The organism is Luteimonas colneyensis (assembly GCF_014836665.1).
Classification (GTDB): domain Bacteria; phylum Pseudomonadota; class Gammaproteobacteria; order Xanthomonadales; family Xanthomonadaceae; genus Luteimonas; species Luteimonas colneyensis.
In genome coordinates this window covers 427,887-445,473 of record NZ_JACSQJ010000002.1, presented here as the reverse complement: position 1 = coordinate 445,473, position 17,587 = coordinate 427,887, and the positions used below count along the sequence as shown (strand labels likewise).

The window sequence follows — 17,587 nt, the reverse complement described above, 5'->3', positions numbered from 1 at the left end:
CCCCCACCGTCGTGCCATGTCGCCAATGCGGGAAACACGGCGCGCCGGCCACGATCACCATGCTGGGTACGTACTGCAAGCACTGCTACGTCCACTTCCTGGTGCCGCGCGACTGCTCTGACTGCGCCCGTCGAACCCGCGCCGAACGACGCGCAAAGACACCACGCTGCCGTGCATGCCGAAACGCGCGAGATCTCGCCAAGAAGTGCTGCGCCATCTGCAAGCGACAGGTTCCACGGGTCATGAAGCGGCTTCCTGACGGCGGCATCATTGGCCGGTGTTGCTACCACAAGGTTAAACCGAAGCGCCCGTGCTGGTATTGCAAAGGTGAGTCGCGCTTATGCTCACGCGCACGCACCTTCGGCATTACGCACCTCGCCTGTCCGAAGTGCCTACGGAGGCGTTTGCCGATCTGCCCATCTTGCCGACAGCGCAAGCGGATATTCGCTTACGCTGACAAGGACGGCGCACTCATTTGTCGAAGTTGCTCGAAAGGTCCTCTACAGCGCTTTCCATGCGTCGAATGCGGACGGCTGTCCTATCGTCTCGCCCACGGACGATGCTCGTTTCACGCGGCTAGGTTCGTCATACCAAAAATCGCTAAGCGCCTCGGCGCAAGCTTGCGTCGCACATGGGTGCGGCAAGCCTTCATGGCCTACACGGATCTCCTCCTTGAGCGGGTCGAAGGGTCCAGGAGCATTCCGGGGTACATCCGCAAAGACGTCGGTCTCTTCGCGCATCTCGATCGTCACTTCGAATCCGCATCGAAGCTCACCAATGTACGACTTGCCCAGCTCATTGGCCCGCGGGAAATGTACCGCTACCAACGCGCCTGTGGCTATCTTGTTTCAAGTGGCCTGATCGAATCCTTGTCCAATCCAGAGGTCTCGTGGGCGCTGACCTCATGGCGGGTCTGCACACTGAAAGCCGAGCTCCGCAGTGAGTGGGCACAGGACGCGCTCGATTCGTTCCAAACTCACCTGCTGGAGCGCCGGTCATTCTTAGCGTCTCGTGGCCACCGACGTACACGCGAACCCATGACACCCAAGGGCGTGCTGTCGGCTATGTATGGTGCAACCCATCTTCTAAAGACCGCTGAAAAGCGCGGGGGCACTACTATTCAAGACATCACCCAGCGCGATATTCAGGCGCTTCTGTCACAATCCAACCTCGTCCCCAATCGACTTGGGCGGTTTGTCGCGTACCTGAACACCGAAACGCCTCGATTCCACCGCCTAAAACTTCCACGAATCGGTGGATCTCGTGGGCTGCCAGACGGGATCCTCAGCGCTGACGCCTACGAGGATCTCATTCAGATCCTGATGCAGGCCGACAGCCCACCCGATCGAGCCTTGGCGATCGTATCGCTCCTTTGCCTCCTGTACGGGCAGGCGCCGTATCGTGTCCTACGGCTCAGACGTGAGCAGGCTCGGCTCCGTGACGAGCTATGGGAAGTTCAGTTCGCTCAAGAGTGGGTTCCCCTTGACCCAGATGTTAGCCAACGAATGGCAGTGTGGATGGATACGCGTCGTGAGTTCTCGGTGGTCGAAGCAACAGACGCATCGCCATTTCTGTTTCCTGGACGCAGGGCCGGAAGCCCGTTAAGTACCGACACACTGCACGCTTGGCTCCGCCCGTACGGCGTGAAGCCACAGCAACTTCAGTCATCAAGTATCGCCCAGCTGGTTCAGTCAGAAGCGTTCCACCCTTCCGTAGCCACTGGCATGCTTGGCCTGACGCGAACCTGCGTCACAAAGTACGTGAAGGCGCTCGCACCAGCCCACCTGAAGCTGATTGACTCCCTTGTGCCCACGTCATGACAGCTTGCGAGGGCCAAGTCTGGGTCTACTTCATTCTCTGCAAGCGCGGCATCTACATCGGCGTCTCGATCGATCCCATTTCCAGGTTCCGCCAACACGTAGCCGGCAAAGGTGCGAAGTCAATGAGATTGCTAGAGCCAACCAAACTGCTCGGCGCTCTACCGCTTGGATCAAGAGCAGAGGCGTTGAAGGTAGAGTATCGGTTCAAGCGACTTCCCCGAGCTCGCAAGCTGATTCTTGCTGAAATTTCGTCGTTGGATTTGAGATGGCAGGTGTACGTCCAAAGTAGAGGCTCGCCGCCCTTCGTGTTCCGATACAGCGCCGGCGCATTCTGTGACATACGAGGAAAGGACGATGACATGTCGTGGTCAGGTTAAGATGTCTCGCTGATCGACGGAACTGAGGGTCGAGCGGGCAAATCGTTGAGGACGACGCGCTTGCGAGACGCAGGGAGATCTTGAAGCGGATGGACGACAATCTGGCAAAGCTTCTTATTCAGCAGAGCTCGCCCCACCACGCTAAGTGCCAGTCGGCGGCCGCTCTCGGAGCTACGAAGCCTCGGGAGGCGTAGGGATGCATGCCCTACACCGGCACAAGGCCGATCCATTTCGGCACGACGTCCTGGATGACCGAGGTCTCAGCGCCCATGGTCTACGTGAGTAGGCTTTATCCGACACGACGCCACATATAACCCTTCTGGCGCCGGCGTCACGCGCCGCAGGAAGATGTGCGTGTCGCGAAGCACCCAGGAACACAATCAGAACGGAACAACGCCATCGACATCGCATGTCTGGGGCGCCGAGAAGGGGGTTGGGGCGGTAGAAGTCCCAGTGCGACTGCGAGGGCCCTGCGGGGCCCTTGCCTCCTTGCACTTGGCTTAACGCTCAGCAGCCCACGCATCTGCCAATAGCTCCGCCTGGGCGATCACTTTCTCAGTCGCCTCGGCCTGCCTGTCCGGCGGGTACTTGTGGATGGCCAACAGCACCTTAACCATCGCGATCATCCTGGCGCGGGAATCCTTGCGATTCTGCCAGTTGATCGTGGCTGATTTGCGCAACTTGTTGGTGAGCTCCTGTGCCAGGGCACGCAAGACGGGATGCCCCAGCTCGCGCACGGCGGACTCGTTCTCGGCCAGCGCCTGATAGAACGCGAACTCTTCCTCAGTCATCCCGTCCGGGGGGCGGGCCTCGTTGATCTCCTTGGCCAGGTTGATCAGCTCCTCGATCACCTCGATCGTGGTCAGGCCGCGGTTCTGGTACTTGTTGACCGCCTCCTCCAGCTTGGCGGCGAACTCCTTGCCCTGCAGCGCGTTCTTCTGGCCCCGTGCTTTGATCTGGTCGGCGATCAGCCGTTCCAGCAGCTCGGCGGCCAGGTTCCTGGTCGGCATCGCCTGGATCTGCGCGAGGAACTGCTCGTCCAGCAGGCTGATGTCGGGCTTGGACATGCCCAGCGTGCCGTAGATGTCGTTGACACCCTCCACCAGCACGCCCTTAGCCACCAGCTGCCGCAACGCGGCCTCCTTCTCGAAGCGAGACAGGTTGCTGCCAGCACGGGTCAGCTTGATCAGACTTACCCGGACGGCCTGGAAGAAGGCGATCTCCTCGCGCACCGCCATCGCTTCGGGCAGGGTGCCGGCAAGGGCTTGGGCGGTGGTGAGTTTCGCCACCTGATCCAGGTAGGCCCGCACGCCGCGATTGCGGCCCTTCTCGTCCGGCTCGGGGTCCAGCTTCAGAACGTGCTCCATCGCCGGCCCCAGCAGTGCCAGCGCCCGTTGGGGGTGCTGGAAGCCGCTGTAGTCAAACCCTTGGAAGAACTCCTTGCGCAGCACGTCCAGGGTGTCCAGCAGGATCTGCAAGGCGCGCCCGGATGTGTCCACCGGCTCGCGGTCACTGCCAGCATCGCGGGTGTACTGCTTGATGGCCTTCTTAAGTTCTTCGCCGACGCCAATGTAGTCGACGATCAAGCCGCCCGGTTTGTCCTTCCAGATGCGGTTGGTGCGTGCAATGGCCTGCATCAGGCCGTGGCCTTGCATCGGCTTGTCCACATAAAGCGTGTGGACCGGCGGCGCGTCGAAGCCGGTCAGCCACATGTCGCGGACGATCACCAGTTCCAGGGTATCGTCCGCGTCCTTGAAGCGCTTCTCCAGCAGTTTGCGCTGACGCTTGTCCGTCCGATGAGGCTGGAAGTGAGCCGGATCTGCCGAGCTGCCGGTCATCACCACCTTGAGCCGGCCATTCCCGACGTCGTCACCTGCCCACTCGGGCCGGAGCTTGACCAGTTCGTCGTAGAGCCGCACCGCGGCCTCGCGCGAGACCGCCACGATCATTGCCTTTCCGGCGATGGACTCCTTGCGCGCCTGCCAGTGAGCGACCAGGTCGGCGGCCAGCGTTGCCAGCCGACCTTCGGCCATGGCCAGCGCTTCTGGACGACGAAGCAATCGTCCCGGTCAGCTACGAATCCCGGATCCTTTCGCGGCTGCCTGACGCTCCTCGGGCCGACCGTAAGCTCGATTTCCGCTCCGTCTCTGTCTCCGTGCGCATAGAGATGGATATCGTGGGGATGGGCCGCTTCCGACCCAAAGCGGACGTCTCGTTGGAACATCGCGCACCACTTCGTCCCACGGATCACTCAGGCAGCCAAGCCCGACCGCATGACCTCGTAGAGCGCAGTCCGGGTATTGTTGTCTGCCATCGAAGGGCTAGCAGCCCATGCAACGGCAAGAGCCCCTAGGAAGAGACTGAGCCGGGGCATCCCGGCGGCTCCCGGCGAGGTCAGTGTCCCCGCGCATGAAATCGAACCGCTGCAGCAGGCGCACCAGTTCCTGGACACGCACTGTCGTCGGGGCTGCGCGATCACCAGCCGTGCCAGTGCGGCAGCGGAAACAAGTACAAGCGGTGCCATGGCCGACAACTGGAACGCGCCTTTTCCCTGTAGCCCTCTCGACGCATTCAGCGGAATTGTATAACCCCATCATCCGCAGGTACCCTGCGCGGCCATGACCCGCCTGCATCCCCGCTTCTTGTTGCCGCTCCTGCGCGTCGTCGTGCTGGGTGTGCTTGCGTTGGGGCTGGCGTTCCAACCGGTGATGACAGCCGCCGGCGAGATGCATGAGCTCGCGCACGATCCGTCTGGCGCGCACAGCCACGGCCCGCATGCCAACGATCTGGACCCGGAGTTCGCCGCGGCGGACGCGCACGATCAGGACGGATCGGAGACGTTGCACCTGTTGCTGGATTTCGCCCATTGCTGTGGTTCAGCCGCGGCCGTGTTGCCGGTTCTGGATTCATTTTCCACTCAACCGGTCGCCGGTCGAATGGGGGTCGAAAAAGCGTCGCCCCCGGCCGCCTTGCGTCTGCCGAGCCCATTCAAGCCTCCGATCTTCGGATGACCGCGCCGTCGGCCTGATGCCGACTCCCGTCAATTCGATTCATCGGAGCAACCCCCATGCGTTTGCGATCAGCGGCCCTGGCCGCGTTCGTCGCCGTGTGTGCCGTGGCATTCCCCACGCACGCCGCCGACCCCCTCACCCTGGACGACGCTTTCCTCCGCGTTGCCGATACACACCCCGATCTGCGCCTGTTTGGCGCCCGCCATGAGGCCCTGAAAGCCGAACTGGATCGCTCCTCGTTGCGCCCGGCGCTGGTCGCTGGAGCCGAGGTCGAGAACGTGCTCGGTACCGGCCCGGCCAGCGGCCTGGATGGCGCCGAGATCACGCTGAGCCTCGCCTCCGTGCTGGAGCGCGGCGGCAAGCTCGATGCCCGCCGCACGCTCGCGCAAAGCCGGATCGATGCGCTGGCCATCGGGCGCGAGGCGCGGCGGTTGGATCTCCTGGCCGAAGTGGCCCGCCGCTACCTAGCAGTCGTCGGTGCGCAACGCGAAGGCGAGCTTGCGCAGTTGGGCGTCGACCAGCGCGATCGCACCGTTGCTGCGGCGCGCCGGCGTCACGAGGCTGGCGCTTCGCCCGAGTCGGTCGTACTCACCGCCCAGGCGGCCTTTGCGCGGGCCGAACTGGATAGCGCCCGTGCCCGGCAACGTGAGGCGGCCGCCCGCCAGCACCTCGCGGCCCTGTGGGGCGAGCGAAATCCCGCATTTGAGATCGTCGGCGGCGATCCGCTGGATGTGCCCCAGGTCGCGGACTTCGCGGTACTCGCCGATTGGTTGCAACGCACTCCCGAGCTGGCGCAGTTCGTCGACCAGCAGCGCATTGGCGAGGCGCGCCTGCAGCTGGCACGCAGCGAAGCGACCCCCGACTTCGACTGGCAGGTGGGCGTGCGACGGATGGCGGAGGGCGATGACTTCGGCTTGGTCGGCAGTGTCTCTATCCCGCTGGGCACCACTCGCCGGGCACAGCCGGGCATCCGTGCCGCACGCGCCGAGTTGACAGCGCTGGAAATCGAACGGGAGGCCATGGGGCTGTCGCTCTACTCCACCCTCGCTGAGGCGCATGGCCGCTTCGGGGTGGCCCGCCTGGAAGCACAGCGGCTAGGTGAGGACGTGCTTCCACGTCTGGCCAAGGCCGAAGCCGCGGCCGCCACCGCGTACCGCGCAGGCGCCGCCAGTTATCTGGAGTGGTCGAGCCTGCAGGCGGAGCACGCCGCCGCACGGCAGCAACAGCTGGCGGCGGCGCTGGAAGCCCAGCGCGCCCTGATCGAGATCCAGCGGCTGACCGGCCAGGCATTCGTCGCCGGCCCGGGCCTGCAACACAACCAAGGAGCAACCCCATGAAGCCTGTCCACCTGATCCCGGCACTGGCGCTGGCCTTGGTCCTCGCAGCCTGCGGTGGCGAGCCGGACCAGCCGGCCAAGGACGCACATGCGAACGACGCCGCCGACCACGGAACGGAGGCCGACGAACACGGCCATGAGGCGGATGAAGTCGCCAGCACGGTCATCGCTGCGGAAGTCGCTGAAAAGTCCGGTATCAAGACGCAGCCCGCCGGCCCCGGCGTGATCGCCGACGAGCATGAGGTGCAAGGCCTGCTGACCCCGGTCGAGGGTCGCGTTGCGCAGGTCACCGCCCGTTTCCCGGGCCCGATCCGTTCGCTGCGCGCCAACGTCGGCGACCCGGTCCGCGCCGGCCAGGTGCTGGCGACGATCGAGAGCAACCTGAGCCTGAGCACCTACAGCGTCGCCGCGCCGATCTCCGGCGTGGTCGTCGAGCGCAGTGCCTCGGTCGGCGGCCTGGCCAGCGAAGGTGCGCCCCTGTTCGAAATCGCCGATCTTTCGCAGCTCTGGGTCGACCTCCACATCTTTGGCGCGGACGCCCAGCACATCCAGCCCGGCGTGCCGGTGGCGGTCACCCGCATGAGCGATGGCGAGACCGTCCGAACCACGCTCGAACGCGTGCTGCCGGGCATGGCCACCGCCAGCCAGAGCACGGTGGCACGCGCGACGATCGACAACGCCGACAACCAATGGCGGCCGGGCACAGCAGTCAAGGCGCGGATCACGGTCGCACAGGAACCGGTGGACCTGATGGTGCCGCTGACCGCGCTGCAGTCGATGGATGGCCAGGAGTCCGTGTTCGTACGTGAGGGCGAGACGTACCTGACCCGACACGTCGAACTCGGTGCCCGCGATGCCACGCAGGTGCAGATCCTCTCGGGCCTGAGTGAAGGCGAGGAGGTGGTCGTCGCGGAGAGCTACCTGATCAAGGCGGACATCGGCAAGGAAGGCGCGGCGCATGACCACTGACGCCATAGGCCGCCAGCCGGGCCTGCTGGAGCGGATCGTCCGGTTCTCGATCCGGCATCGCTGGATGATGCTGGTGCTGACCCTCGGGCTGATCGGAGTAGGCATCTGGAGCTTCACCCGGCTCCCGATCGATGCAACGCCGGACATCACGAACGTCCAGGTGCAGATCAACACCGAGGCGCCCGGCTACTCTCCGCTGGAGTCCGAGCAGCGGGTCACCTATCCGATCGAGACGGCACTCGCCGGCTTGCCCCGGCTCGACTACACGCGCTCGCTGTCGCGCTACGGCTTGTCGCAGGTCACCGTGGTGTTCGAGGACGGCACCGACCTGTACTTCGCCAGGCAGCAGGTGGCCGAGCGCCTGCAGCAGATCCGCTCGCAGATCCCAGAGGGACTGGAACCCGAAATGGGGCCGATCTCGACCGGGTTGGGCGAGATCTTCATGTACACCATCGATGCCGCGCCCGAGGCGGTCAAACCGGACGGCACGCCGTGGACCGCCACCGACCTGCGCACCCTGCAGGATTGGGTGATCCGGCCGCAGATGCGCAACACCCCGGGCGTGACCGAAGTCAACACGATGGGCGGCTTCGAGCGGCAGATCCACATCACGCCGGACCCGTCCAGGCTGGTCGCACTCGGCTTCACGCTGCATGACATCGTCGACGCGGTGGCGGCCAACAACCAGAACATGGGCGCCGGTTACATCGAGCGCAACGGCCAGCAGTACCTGGTGCGCGTGCCCGGCCAGGTCGGCGGGATCGACGAGATCCGCAACATCGTGCTGGACCGGCGCGAAGGCCTGCCGATCCGGGTTGCCGACGTGGCGCAGGTGGGTGAAGGCCCGGAGCTTCGTACGGGCGCGGCCACCCAGAACGGCGAAGAGGTCGTGCTGGGCACCGTGTCGATGCTGGTCGGCTCCAACAGCCGCAGCGTCGCGCAGGCCGCGGCGGCGAAGCTGCAGGACGCGAACGCGAGCCTGCCAGAAGGCGTTATCGCAACGGCGGTCTACAACCGCACCGGGCTGGTCGAACGCACCATGCAGACGATCTCGAAGAACCTGGTCGAGGGCGCCCTGCTGGTGATCGTGGTCCTGTTCCTGCTACTGGGGAACTTCCGCGCCGCGCTGATCACCGCAGCCGTCATCCCCCTGGCCATGCTGTTCACGATCACCGGAATGGTGCGCGGAGGCGTCTCGGGCAACCTGATGAGCCTGGGTGCACTCGACTTCGGGCTGATCGTCGATGGCGCGGTCATCATCATCGAGAACGTCCTGCGCCGGTTTGGCGAGATGCAGCATCGGCTTGGCCGGACGCTGACACGTGAAGAACGCAACGACCTGACGGCTACCGCCACGGTCGAGGTCATCCGGCCCAGCCTGTTCGGCATGTTCATCATCGCCGCGGTGTACCTGCCGATCTTCGCCCTGACCGGGATCGAGGGAAAGATGTTCCATCCCATGGCGATCACGGTGGTGCTGGCCCTCACCGGCGCCATGGTGCTGTCGCTGACCTTCGTTCCCGCGTCGATCGCGATCTTCATGGGCAATCGCGTCCAGGAGAAGGAGAACCGGCTGGTCCAGTGGACGCGAGGCCGCTATGAGCCCTTGCTTGCCTGGTCGCTCCGCCGGCAGAACTGGGTCCTTGGCGGGGCACTCGCCCTGGTTGCCGTGTCCCTGCTGGTCGCCACGCGCCTGGGCAGCGAGTTCATTCCCAGCCTGGACGAGGGCGACATCGCCATGCACGCGATCCGTATCCCAGGCACGGGCCTGGAGCAGTCGGTGAAGATGCAGCTCGCCGTTGAGGAGCGCCTGCAGCAGGTTCCTGAAGTGGAGCGGGTCTTCAGCAAGATCGGCACGGCGGAGGTGGCCACCGACCCGATGCCGCCGAACGTGGCGGACACCTTCTTGATGATGAAGCCACGCGCGCAGTGGCCCGACCCGAGCAAGCCCAAGGACGTGCTGCTCGAGGAGATCGAGGCGGCGGTGGCGACGCTTCCAGGCAACAACTACGAGTTCACGCAGCCGATCGAGATGCGGACCAACGAGCTGATCTCCGGCGTGCGTGCGGACGTGGCGGTCAAGGTGTTCGGCGATGATCTGGACATGCTGATCGAGGTCGCCGAACAGGTCGAGGCGGTTGCCAGGCAGGTCGATGGCGCGGCGGACGTCAAGACCGAACAGGCGACCGGCTTGCCACTGCTGACGATCGTCCCGGATCGTGCGGCGCTGGCGCGCTTTGGCCTGAATCCGGGGATCGTGCAGCAGACCATTGCCACCGCGGTCGGTGGTCAGGTTGCCAGCCAGCTGTTCGAGGGCGACCGCCGCTTCGACATCGTGGTCCGGTTGCCGGAACAGATGCGTGTCGATCCGACTGCCCTTCAGGATCTGCCGATCCCCTTGCCCGACGTTGCGAACGCGGACCGGTCGAGCCTGGAGCCACGCTGGGCGACCGCGCGGACCGTACCGCTGCGGGAGGTCGCGAAGATCGAAAGCCTGCTGGGGCCCAACCAGATCAACCGCGAGAATGGAAAGCGCCGGGTGGTGGTCACCGCCAACGTGCGTGATCGCGACTTGGGTAGCTTTGTCGAAGAGCTGCAGCAGCGCGTCGGGCAGCAGGTGGACGTGCCCGAGGGCTACTGGATCGACTACGGCGGCACGTTCGAGCAGTTGATCTCGGCCAGCCAACGGCTCGCCGTCGTGGTACCGGTGACCCTGGTCCTCATCTTCGGCCTGTTGTTCATGGCCTTTGGCTCGGCCAGGGATGCGGTGATCGTGTTCAGCGGGGTGCCGCTGGCCCTGACGGGCGGTGTGGCCGCACTGGCACTGCGCGGCATCCCGTTGTCGATCACCGCAGGCGTCGGCTTCATCGCGCTGTCCGGCGTGGCCGTGCTCAACGGCCTGGTCATGATCGCCTTCATTCGCAACCTGCGCGAACAAGGCCAGTCGCTGGACGACGCGGTCTTCAACGGCGCCCTCGGGCGGCTGCGGCCCGTGCTGATGACCGCCCTGGTCGCGTCGCTCGGCTTCGTCCCCATGGCGCTCAATGTCGGCGCGGGCGCGGAGGTGCAGCGTCCGCTCGCCACCGTCGTGATCGGCGGGATCGTGTCTTCAACGCTGCTCACCCTGCTTGTCCTGCCCACCCTTTACCGTCTTCTGCATCGCGGCGACGCAGCGAAGCCGCAACTGGAGGCCCACTGAGTTGAGTGAAGAGAAGATCGAGATACACGACGCGCACCAGCGCCGGATCCTGTTGATCGTCCTCGCCCTGAACCTCGCGCTTGCCGCGGGGTTCGGGGTCACGGGCGTCGCCGCCGGCTCAAGCGCTCTGATCGCAAATGGACTGGACAATGCGTCCGACAGCGCCGTCTACATCATCACCCTGCTCGCACTCAGTCGCTCACAAGCCTGGAAACGGTCGGCGGCCAAAGTGTCCGGCTGGCTGCTGATCCTGTTCGCCGCTGGGATCCTGGTCGACGTGGGCCGTCGGTTCCTGGGTGACGCCGAGCCCATTGGTACGACGATGATGGTGATGGCGCTGGGGGCCGGCCTGGTAAACGCGACATGCGTGTGGCTGCTCAAGAAAATCCGGCAGGCCAATGTGAACGTGCGTGCCGCGACGACCTTCAGCACCAACGATTTCATCGCCAACGCAGGCGTGCTCGTGGGTGGCGGACTGGTGCTGTGGACCGGGCGGGCCTGGCCCGACCTCGTCGTGGGGCTCGCAGTGGCGGCGATCGCCCTGAAAGGGGGCATCGAGATCCTGCAGGATGCCCGTGGCGAAGAGGACGCTTGAGTGCCGACCTAGGATGGCGGGTGGCGCAGCGTGTCGAGGATGGCGCACTGGCCGCGCTCGCCGCCGCTGCAACTGCCAATCACCCGTTCGAGCTCCGAGGCCATCCGCTGAAGGTCGTTTAGCCGGTTCCGGATGTCCAGCAGGTGCCCGCGGGCAAGACGGTCGACATCCTGGCAGGACAACCCGTCGTCTTCGGCCAGGCCCAGCAGGCTGCGGATCTCCTCCAGCGAGAAGCCCAGTTCGCGTCCGCGGCTGATGAAGCGCAGCCGATCCGCGTCGGCGGGACGGTAGTCGCGATACCCGCCCGCCGTGCGCGGCGGGGCAGGCAACAACCCGATGCGCTCGTAGTAGCGCACGGTTTCGGGATGGCACCCGCTGCGCTCCGCGACCTCTCCGATCTTCATGGGCTTGACTCTGTAGCGACTCCGGGGTTTAGGATCGCCGACCTGGAAGCGGGCCGCAAATCCTCGGACGCCCGCTCGACTCGGAGACATGATCATGAGTGATTCGTGCGGCTGCGGAAGCACGGTGGATATCCGCGCCCTGGAGGCGGGGCAGCGGCGCGTGTTGATGATCGTGCTGGCAATCAACATCGCCAGCTTCGTGATGATGATCACCGCAGCGATCTACAGCGGCTCGTCCTCGTTGCTGTCGGGCAGCCTCGACAACCTCGGTGATGCGTTGACCTATCTGCTGAGCCTGGCAGTGATCGGCGCGAGCCTGCGCGCCAAGGCCAGGGTGGCGTTGTTCAAGGGATTGCTGATCCTCGGTGCCGCGGTTGCGGTCGCCATCCAGATCGGCTGGCGCCTGGCCCACCCGGAGGTGCCGATCTTCGAGGCCATCGGCATCGCCGCCGTGATCAATCTTGCGTTCAACGCCTTGTGCCTGTGGCTGCTTACCCCGTACCGCTTTGGCGACGTGAACATGTCATCGGCCTGGGAGTGCTCGCGCAATGACCTGTACGAGGGTGTTGCGGTGCTGCTGGCAGCCGCCGGCGTGTGGCTGTTCGATGCCGGCTGGCCCGATCTGGTCATCGCCGGTGGACTGTTGCTGATGTTTCTGCGGTCCTCCGCTCGGGTACTCCGCATGGCTTGGCGGAGTTACCGGGACGAGGTGAAATAACGAGTTACGGCCCGTTGTCCGGTCCTCGAAGAAGAAATGCTCCGTTCTGAAGCGTGGCTGGAGCGGCCAAGAAAGTCAGCTATGACAGGCAGTTAGCTCACCTTTGGCCGTTTTTTACACGAATCCCTGCCGACCCTCTGAAAGAGTGGATTCGAAGCGGCAGTTCGGGTCAGCCAGAACGTCCGCTTCTGGCCGGAAGCGGACATCGTCCGGTCAACACCGGCGAGCTGGTGAGGAGCGACTGGAACGCTAATGCGCCGTTATCGGCGCACGCAATCAGGCGATGCAGCACTTCTTGTGCTTCCGCCCTGATCCACACGGGCAGGGGTCATTCCGCCCGACCTTGGGCTTGCTTCGGCCACCTCGAAACGCGCGCTCGTACGCCGCCTTCGGGGTGAGGGGCTGGGTCATGCCGTGGGTGGATGCGTCCATCGTGTCGTCCTGCACCCACGGCTCGGCCAGTCGAAGACCGAACCGAAGCCGCGCGTCCCCTCCACTGACGCATACGCCGAACCAGCGATCCGCTTTTTGCCGATACTTGCGTCGAACGCACAGCGCCGCCAGCCGCTCGGCCGCCTCGTGGTCCGGCGCATTCGAACTCATGAACGTGACACCGCTGCCGTCGGCAAAGATGAGCGCGACGTCGTGCGGCGCGCCGTCCTGCGACGAGCGAAGGGCCATGCGTTCCACCATGCGGCTCAGGTCGTCAAAGGCGTCCCCGCTCATCTCGAGCAGTTGAAAGCCTTGCTCGAGCACGGCCGGTTCGGGGTGGCGCTCGATCTCGCGCACGATGCGGCCGAGGGCCTTGCCCTCGAAGCGGGTGAGAAAGCCCTCCGGGGTCGCGTCGCCCGGAAAGCCGCGCCGGCGCACCGTCATCGCGACGTCGACGCCCGCGGTGAAGTCCTCGGCGAGCTGCAGCATCGAGGTGCGGTCCTCGAGCCAGAGGTTGTGCTTGAGGTGGTACGCCAGGATGGTGAGCTCCTGCGCGGCCAGCAAGCCGTCGTCGTACCGCGCGCGCCGGGCGATGTAGCTCAGCAGCTGGAGGGGCGTCTCCAGGAACTCGGTGAGCACATCGATCAGGAAGACATCGCAGACGAGTGCCGCGCGGACTCGCTCCACGTCGCGGGTTTTCAGAAACTGCCGGGCCTGGAAGCTCAGCGCCGGGTAGTGGTCGCTGACCACGCAGAACATGAAGATCTCGGTGATGCCCGAGACGTCGATGGTGGAGCCGTCGTTGCGAGACGCCGTATACCCCGCGGCGCCGAGAACTTCAGCGCAGGCCAATCCTTGGTCGTAAGCGTCCTGTACGCTCTTCTTGAAGTCATCTCGAATGATCTGGTCGTTGCCCTTGCGCGCTTCCACCGTCAGCCGTTTGGCCTTCGCCTGCACGATGACGGCGCGGTCGGCCCACAGCACGAGCACGTCGATCTCGGCGACCTTCGTCTTGCCGTGCCAAAGATCGACGTTGGTGTGGACGCGATCGGCGCCGAAGACGCGCGCCAGGCGCTCAGCAACGAAGTCCTCGGTGAATTCACCCCGATGCTTGTCCCGCTGCGGCCGGTAGGGCTTGTCGTCGTTCATCCAGTAGAACGGCGAGTCGTACAGCGCCTCCGCGAGCGCGTAGTTCTGCAGCAGGATGAAGTCGCCCTGCGGCGTGCGAAGCAGCGGCGTCGCTGCGATCTGGTTGAACTCCTGGAGCGAGGTGAAACGCGGATTCGAGTCCCCGTCCGGCACGGTGAAACGCAGCAGGATGCATTCGACCAGCTCCCGCGAGAGGCCGGTGGCGTCCGCGAGGCGCGCAGGATTGATCCTGAACGCATGGAGCAGGGACCACTGCTCCACCGGCACGTCGCGGAGCGACTCGACCATGGCGGGGAATTGGTGCATCAGCAACTGATCGGCCGCGTTCGCTACCGCGCACGCCTGCTCCATGGTGAAGCCGACGTTCGCCGCCAACCAGTCAGCGTCGGCGGCGTAGCGGCGGGCCGCCAGGTCCAGATACTGGAAGTTGTACGCCGACTCGGCCGCGTAGAAGATCGGCTCGCGCAGCACCTCGCCCGAGTCGAAGGGATTGTGGGTCTCGCCGCATTCCAGGACTTGGAGCATTTCACCCAGATCGAACGCACCCGACAGGGCGTCGTGCAGCTCCTGCAGAAGCCGATCACTCGCCTGGATGTGCTCGCCGAGCACTTCACGCGTCGGGACGGACCAGTCGATGGGTGCCTTGAGCATCAGCCCTAGCAGCGTGTTGATCTCGGTCCGCAGCAAACGATTTGGATTGAACCGATCCTGCAGGTCCGACTCCGTCAGGTGCTCGCCGATCAACATCATGTTGTCGCGAAAGCACAAAGCCGCGACGGCGTGGATGTAGCCCGGCCGGGTGCACAAGGCCTCGAGGTCGACCATCACGGCCTGTTCGGAACGCCGAGCCGCATCGGGCGGTGAGGGCAAGGCGGGGGTTCGGGACGGGTGGGGCGTCTTCTTCATGGGCGGGGCACGGCAGGTGGGGGTGGCGCCAGCGCGTTTTTACGGGCAGGGCCAGACGCCCTTGGAAGGTCGGCAAGGCGACGATGGCGCATAGTTTGCGCGATCGGCCCACGCACCGCTCGGGCCCGCGGGGACCCACCGCTACCAGGACGTGCAAGGGCGCCCGGTGTCGGGGCAGCATCCCCTAGGCGCGCAGACTGCCGTTCGGTCGACGGCGGCCGAGGCGCCGCCGATCCGACTTCGCGCTTAATCGCTGACAAGACCGCTTCCGACCCCAAGCGGTCGCTGCCCAGCGGCGACCGCTTGGCCGTCGTTCAACGCATGCGCAGGCGGAGTTTCTCCCAGAGGCGCCGGCGCGCTTGGTAGGCGCTTACCCCGAGGAGTAGGGCCGCCAACCAGATCGTGCCTTCGGTGGTCACCGCGGCCAATGTGGCGAGGACGAGCATCGCCCCGGTGTCTACCTTCAGCCCGATGCCTACCGCCAGTGCCACCCACGACAGCAGGCATGCGGTGCCGGCCAGCTTGATCCACATCCACTTGCGGCGTTGGGTCGCGTGCGAATCCGCGGGCGTGACTGGAACGGGGCCACTCATTTCGCACCTCCCCGGGTCGTCAGCTGGAATGCTTCGGGCAGCGGCGAGGTGGGCGTTTCCACCGTGCCCACGTTGGACACGATCCACCAGCGTTCACCGTCGTTGAGCAGTTGGAAGTGGTTCAGTCCGCGCATGAGCGGTTCCTTGTCGCTGGGGCGCAGGCGGATCTCGAAGCTGCTCATCACCGAGGCCAGCAGTCCGTGCTGCTCGACCTTGGTAACCAAGGGGATCTCATGGAAGCCCGTGGCGGCGTAAGCGCTCTCGGTCTGGGTGATCAGCTCTTCGCTGTCCATGCCCATGATGCCGCTTCCGATACTGGAATCCATGGCCACCGACAGGCGGGCGCCATCGAGGAACAAGGCGCGGTAGCGGTCCCAGTCGCGCTTTGCGCCGGCGTCGGCGGAGATCGTTTCATACAGAGCATGCACGATGGCCTCAGGGGATTCCCAGTCCTCGGGGCCGGCGTGGGCGGTGCTGGCCAGACCCAGGGCCAAGCCTGCTGCCAGCAGGGTGCGGGCGGCGATGTGTTGGAACGTGCGCTTCATGGTCATTCTCCCTTGAGTTGGTTCAGTGCGGCGGCGGTGAGCAACGTGCCGTTGAGTACGACGGCGTGGATGTCGCGTGTGTGCTGGATGTCTTCCAGCGGGTCAGCGTCGAGCACCAGCAAGTCGGCCTCGAAACCGGGAGCGACTCGCCCCAGGCGCTGGCCGGCGCCCAGCGCTTCGGCGGCATGGCGGGTGGCGGCCAAGAGCAGTCGTGCGTTCGGCACGCCGGCTTCGGCCAGCAGTTGCATTTCGCGATGCAGGCTGATGCCCGGGGCGATCCACGGGTTGCTCATGTCGGTGCCCAGGGTCATGCGCGCATCGGTGGCATACAGCCGCGCGGCCATCCGCTGCACCTTCGGCCACACGGCGCGCGCGCGCTCGAAGTCCTCGGGCTGCCAGCCGATGGCGAAGGTGAACCATTCGTTCCAATGCGCCAGCAGTTTCGGATGGGCATGGCGGCGTGCGTCGTCTCTGTATGCGTTGTCCTGGTCCTGCACGAAGGCGGCATGGAAGGCGACCAGCGTGGCGTCGAAGATTGGGCGATGCTCCTGATAGGCGGCGACCAGTTGGTCGGCGTGCGCCCCTTCGGGATCGAAGTGCTCCCACCACTCGAAGAACGAATACGTACTGCCACGGGCCGTGGCTTGCCACGCCGCGCGCTGCTTCGCAGTCAACAGGTCCGGGCTCAGCGGCATCAGGTGGACGATGCCGTCCAGTCCCATCGCCAGTGCGTCGGGCCACGCGATGCTTTCCAGGTGCGCGACGGCGGGACGACCATGCCGGTGCGCGGCGTCGATGCCGGCCTTCAGCAGTTCGGGCGAGAGGCCGGTATAGAGCTTGATCCAGTCGGCACCGGCCTCGACCTGTGCACCGACCACTCGCTCCATGTCCTCGGCGTTGCGCGCCGCGGTGGCTAGGCCGGGGAGGTCGGCGTTGTTGATGACCGGACCTGCGTTGAAGCTCTCGGGGCCGATCAGCTCGCCAGCGGCCAGGCGTGCCTCGTACCGCGCCGCTGCGTGCAGGTCGCCACCGGGATTGCGGATAGTGGTGACGCCGAATGCCACCAGCCGCCTAGCATTGTGTTCGGCGATCTCGTCATCGGGCAGCGCCTGCATCACGGCCCGGCCGCGTTCGCGCTTGATCTCCATGGGCCCCAGGGTGAGGTGGGCGTGCATGTCGATCAGGCCTGGCACCAGATAGCGGCCCTCCAGGTCGATCGCTCGGGCACCACGCAGGCAGGCGGGTTCGCCGGCCGCGGTGATGGTGGTGATGCCGGCGCCTTCCACGCGCACGCATCGGCGCGGGCTGACGCGGTTGTCTTCGGCCTCGACGATATGCACATTGTCGAGCGCCAAGGCGCCGTCGACGGATGGCGCGCCGGCCAGCACGAGGGCTGGTGCGTACAACGCGGCAGGGAGCAGCAGGCTTGCGAGGGTGGAAGGTCGCATCATGTGTGTCCTTTCGAGTGGGATCGCCTGATGAGTGGCGGGAAGCCGGGAATTTCTTACTAAAAAAAGAAAATTTGTTTCCATG

The 17,587-nt window shown here is 65.2% G+C and carries 15 protein-coding genes; 9 read left to right on the top strand and 6 right to left on the bottom strand.

The window, feature by feature from the left end; genetic code table 11:
• The first annotated feature begins 650 nt into the window (after positions 1 to 650).
• Together H9645_RS06190 and H9645_RS14400 are read left to right on the top strand one after the other, a co-directional pair.
• Positions 651 to 1,820, top strand: coding sequence for a hypothetical protein (locus H9645_RS06190; protein ID WP_191728836.1), 1,170 nt, complete (start codon positions 651 to 653; stop codon positions 1,818 to 1,820).
• Complete coding sequence (locus H9645_RS14400) at positions 1,817 to 2,197, top strand: GIY-YIG nuclease family protein (protein ID WP_191728835.1); 381 nt, start codon at positions 1,817 to 1,819, stop codon at positions 2,195 to 2,197. Before H9645_RS06190 ends, H9645_RS14400 begins: the two co-directional genes overlap by 4 nt.
• 500 nt (positions 2,198 to 2,697) lie before the next feature.
• On the opposite strand, the gene H9645_RS06180 is transcribed toward H9645_RS14400, so the two are convergent.
• Positions 2,698 to 4,230, bottom strand: a complete 1,533-nt coding sequence (locus tag H9645_RS06180; protein ID WP_191728834.1) for a type I restriction enzyme endonuclease domain-containing protein — start codon at positions 4,228 to 4,230, stop codon at positions 2,698 to 2,700.
• A gap of 422 nt (positions 4,231 to 4,652) precedes the next feature.
• Here H9645_RS06180 and H9645_RS14395 point away from each other — a divergent pair, with 422 nt between their 5' ends.
• The 6 genes from H9645_RS14395 to H9645_RS06150 all read left to right on the top strand — a co-directional run bounded on the left by H9645_RS14395 (position 4,653) and on the right by H9645_RS06150 (position 11,307).
• Positions 4,653 to 4,754, top strand: coding sequence for an SEC-C metal-binding domain-containing protein (locus H9645_RS14395; protein WP_095209460.1), 102 nt, complete (start codon positions 4,653 to 4,655; stop codon positions 4,752 to 4,754).
• Positions 4,755 to 4,815: 61 nt separating this feature from the next.
• Positions 4,816 to 5,208 carry a hypothetical protein gene (locus H9645_RS06170; RefSeq protein ID WP_162202221.1) on the top strand — a complete coding sequence of 131 codons (393 nt, stop codon included), beginning with the start codon at positions 4,816 to 4,818 and terminating at the stop codon, positions 5,206 to 5,208.
• 56 nt (positions 5,209 to 5,264) lie between these two features.
• Positions 5,265 to 6,545: a TolC family protein gene (locus H9645_RS06165; protein WP_189495809.1), complete on the top strand. Its 1,281-nt coding sequence runs from the start codon at positions 5,265 to 5,267 to the stop codon at positions 6,543 to 6,545.
• Positions 6,542 to 7,513 (top strand): efflux RND transporter periplasmic adaptor subunit, encoded by a 972-nt coding sequence (locus H9645_RS06160; RefSeq protein ID WP_189495807.1) that lies wholly within the window; start codon positions 6,542 to 6,544, stop codon positions 7,511 to 7,513. Before H9645_RS06165 ends, H9645_RS06160 begins: the two co-directional genes overlap by 4 nt.
• Positions 7,514 to 7,535: 22 nt before the next feature.
• Entirely contained in the window at positions 7,536 to 10,712 is a 3,177-nt protein-coding gene (locus tag H9645_RS06155; protein ID WP_191728980.1) for an efflux RND transporter permease subunit, read from the top strand.
• A 1-nt stretch (position 10,713) separates the two neighbouring features.
• Positions 10,714 to 11,307, top strand: coding sequence for a cation efflux transmembrane domain-containing protein (locus tag H9645_RS06150; RefSeq protein ID WP_095208872.1), 594 nt, complete (start codon positions 10,714 to 10,716; stop codon positions 11,305 to 11,307).
• Between the two features lie 8 nt (positions 11,308 to 11,315).
• On the opposite strand, the gene H9645_RS06145 is transcribed toward H9645_RS06150, so the two are convergent.
• Positions 11,316 to 11,711, bottom strand: coding sequence for a MerR family transcriptional regulator (locus H9645_RS06145; RefSeq protein ID WP_095208871.1), 396 nt, complete (start codon positions 11,709 to 11,711; stop codon positions 11,316 to 11,318).
• Positions 11,712 to 11,805: 94 nt separating this feature from the next.
• On the opposite strand from H9645_RS06145, the gene H9645_RS06140 reads away from it, so the two are divergent.
• A complete protein-coding gene (locus H9645_RS06140; RefSeq protein WP_095209458.1) occupies positions 11,806 to 12,429 on the top strand; it encodes a cation efflux transmembrane domain-containing protein in 624 nt (207 codons plus the stop codon).
• A gap of 276 nt (positions 12,430 to 12,705) precedes the next feature.
• On the opposite strand, the gene H9645_RS06135 is transcribed toward H9645_RS06140, so the two are convergent.
• From H9645_RS06135 to H9645_RS06120, 4 genes are all read right to left on the bottom strand, one after another.
• Positions 12,706 to 14,835 (bottom strand): nuclease-related domain-containing protein, encoded by a 2,130-nt coding sequence (locus H9645_RS06135; RefSeq protein WP_225218034.1) that lies wholly within the window; start codon positions 14,833 to 14,835, stop codon positions 12,706 to 12,708.
• Between the two features lie 395 nt (positions 14,836 to 15,230).
• Positions 15,231 to 15,449 (bottom strand): hypothetical protein, encoded by a 219-nt coding sequence (locus tag H9645_RS06130; RefSeq protein WP_191728832.1) that lies wholly within the window; start codon positions 15,447 to 15,449, stop codon positions 15,231 to 15,233.
• Between the two features lie 56 nt (positions 15,450 to 15,505).
• A complete protein-coding gene (locus H9645_RS06125; protein ID WP_191728831.1) occupies positions 15,506 to 16,054 on the bottom strand; it encodes a hypothetical protein in 549 nt (182 codons plus the stop codon).
• A 2-nt stretch (positions 16,055 to 16,056) separates the two neighbouring features.
• A complete protein-coding gene (locus H9645_RS06120) occupies positions 16,057 to 17,502 on the bottom strand; it encodes an amidohydrolase family protein (RefSeq protein ID WP_191728830.1) in 1,446 nt (481 codons plus the stop codon).
• Positions 17,503 to 17,587 lie beyond the last annotated feature (85 nt).

Coding starts and splice junctions, on each gene's coding strand:
- H9645_RS06120 (WP_191728830.1), bottom strand. CDS start 17,502: ATGCGACCTTCCACCCTCGCAAGCCTGCTGCTCCCTGCCGCGTTGTAC.
- H9645_RS06160 (WP_189495807.1), top strand. CDS start 6,542: ATGAAGCCTGTCCACCTGATCCCGGCACTGGCGCTGGCCTTGGTCCTC.
- H9645_RS06190 (WP_191728836.1), top strand. CDS start 651: ATGGCCTACACGGATCTCCTCCTTGAGCGGGTCGAAGGGTCCAGGAGC.
- H9645_RS06135 (WP_225218034.1), bottom strand. CDS start 14,835: ATGGTCGACCTCGAGGCCTTGTGCACCCGGCCGGGCTACATCCACGCC.
- H9645_RS06140 (WP_095209458.1), top strand. CDS start 11,806: ATGAGTGATTCGTGCGGCTGCGGAAGCACGGTGGATATCCGCGCCCTG.
- H9645_RS06125 (WP_191728831.1), bottom strand. CDS start 16,054: ATGAAGCGCACGTTCCAACACATCGCCGCCCGCACCCTGCTGGCAGCA.
- H9645_RS06170 (WP_162202221.1), top strand. CDS start 4,816: ATGACCCGCCTGCATCCCCGCTTCTTGTTGCCGCTCCTGCGCGTCGTC.
- H9645_RS06180 (WP_191728834.1), bottom strand. CDS start 4,230: ATGGCCGAAGGTCGGCTGGCAACGCTGGCCGCCGACCTGGTCGCTCAC.
- H9645_RS06130 (WP_191728832.1), bottom strand. CDS start 15,449: ATGTGGATCAAGCTGGCCGGCACCGCATGCCTGCTGTCGTGGGTGGCA.
- H9645_RS06145 (WP_095208871.1), bottom strand. CDS start 11,711: ATGAAGATCGGAGAGGTCGCGGAGCGCAGCGGGTGCCATCCCGAAACC.
- H9645_RS14400 (WP_191728835.1), top strand. CDS start 1,817: ATGACAGCTTGCGAGGGCCAAGTCTGGGTCTACTTCATTCTCTGCAAG.
- H9645_RS06165 (WP_189495809.1), top strand. CDS start 5,265: ATGCGTTTGCGATCAGCGGCCCTGGCCGCGTTCGTCGCCGTGTGTGCC.